This window comes from Arthrobacter sp. (genome assembly GCF_031988865.1).
GTDB lineage: Bacteria > Actinomycetota > Actinomycetes > Actinomycetales > Micrococcaceae > Arthrobacter_B.
Window position 1 is genome coordinate 1 of the sequence record NZ_DALZXY010000104.1, and the last position, 326, is coordinate 326.

The 326-nt window shown below is 72.7% G+C and carries 1 pseudogene; it reads left to right on the forward strand.

Annotated elements, in window-relative coordinates:
* Window positions 1–326: pseudogene (locus RTN46_RS14870) on the forward strand (ATP-dependent helicase HrpB); the annotation flags it as partial.

The following is a 326-nucleotide window of genomic DNA, read 5'->3' on the forward strand; positions in this document are numbered from 1 at the left end:
CCGTCGTCCTCGATGAAGTCCACGAACGCGGCCTGGAAACGGATCTGCTGGTGGGCCTGCTCTCGGAGGTGCGCCAGCTCCGGGATGACCTGGTGCTCGTGGCCATGTCCGCAACACTGGACGCCGCCCGTTTTGCCGGGCTGATCGGCGGCTTGGATGGGCCCGCGCCGGTGATCGACTGCCCGTCGGCCCTGTACCCGCTCGAAGTCCGCTGGGCGCCTCCCGCAGCGCGCCGCCTGGACGAACGCGGCGTAACCCGGGACTTCCTGGCCGAGCTGGCGCAGACCGCCGCGGCAGGGCACGCCCGGGCGCTGGCGGCTGACCCG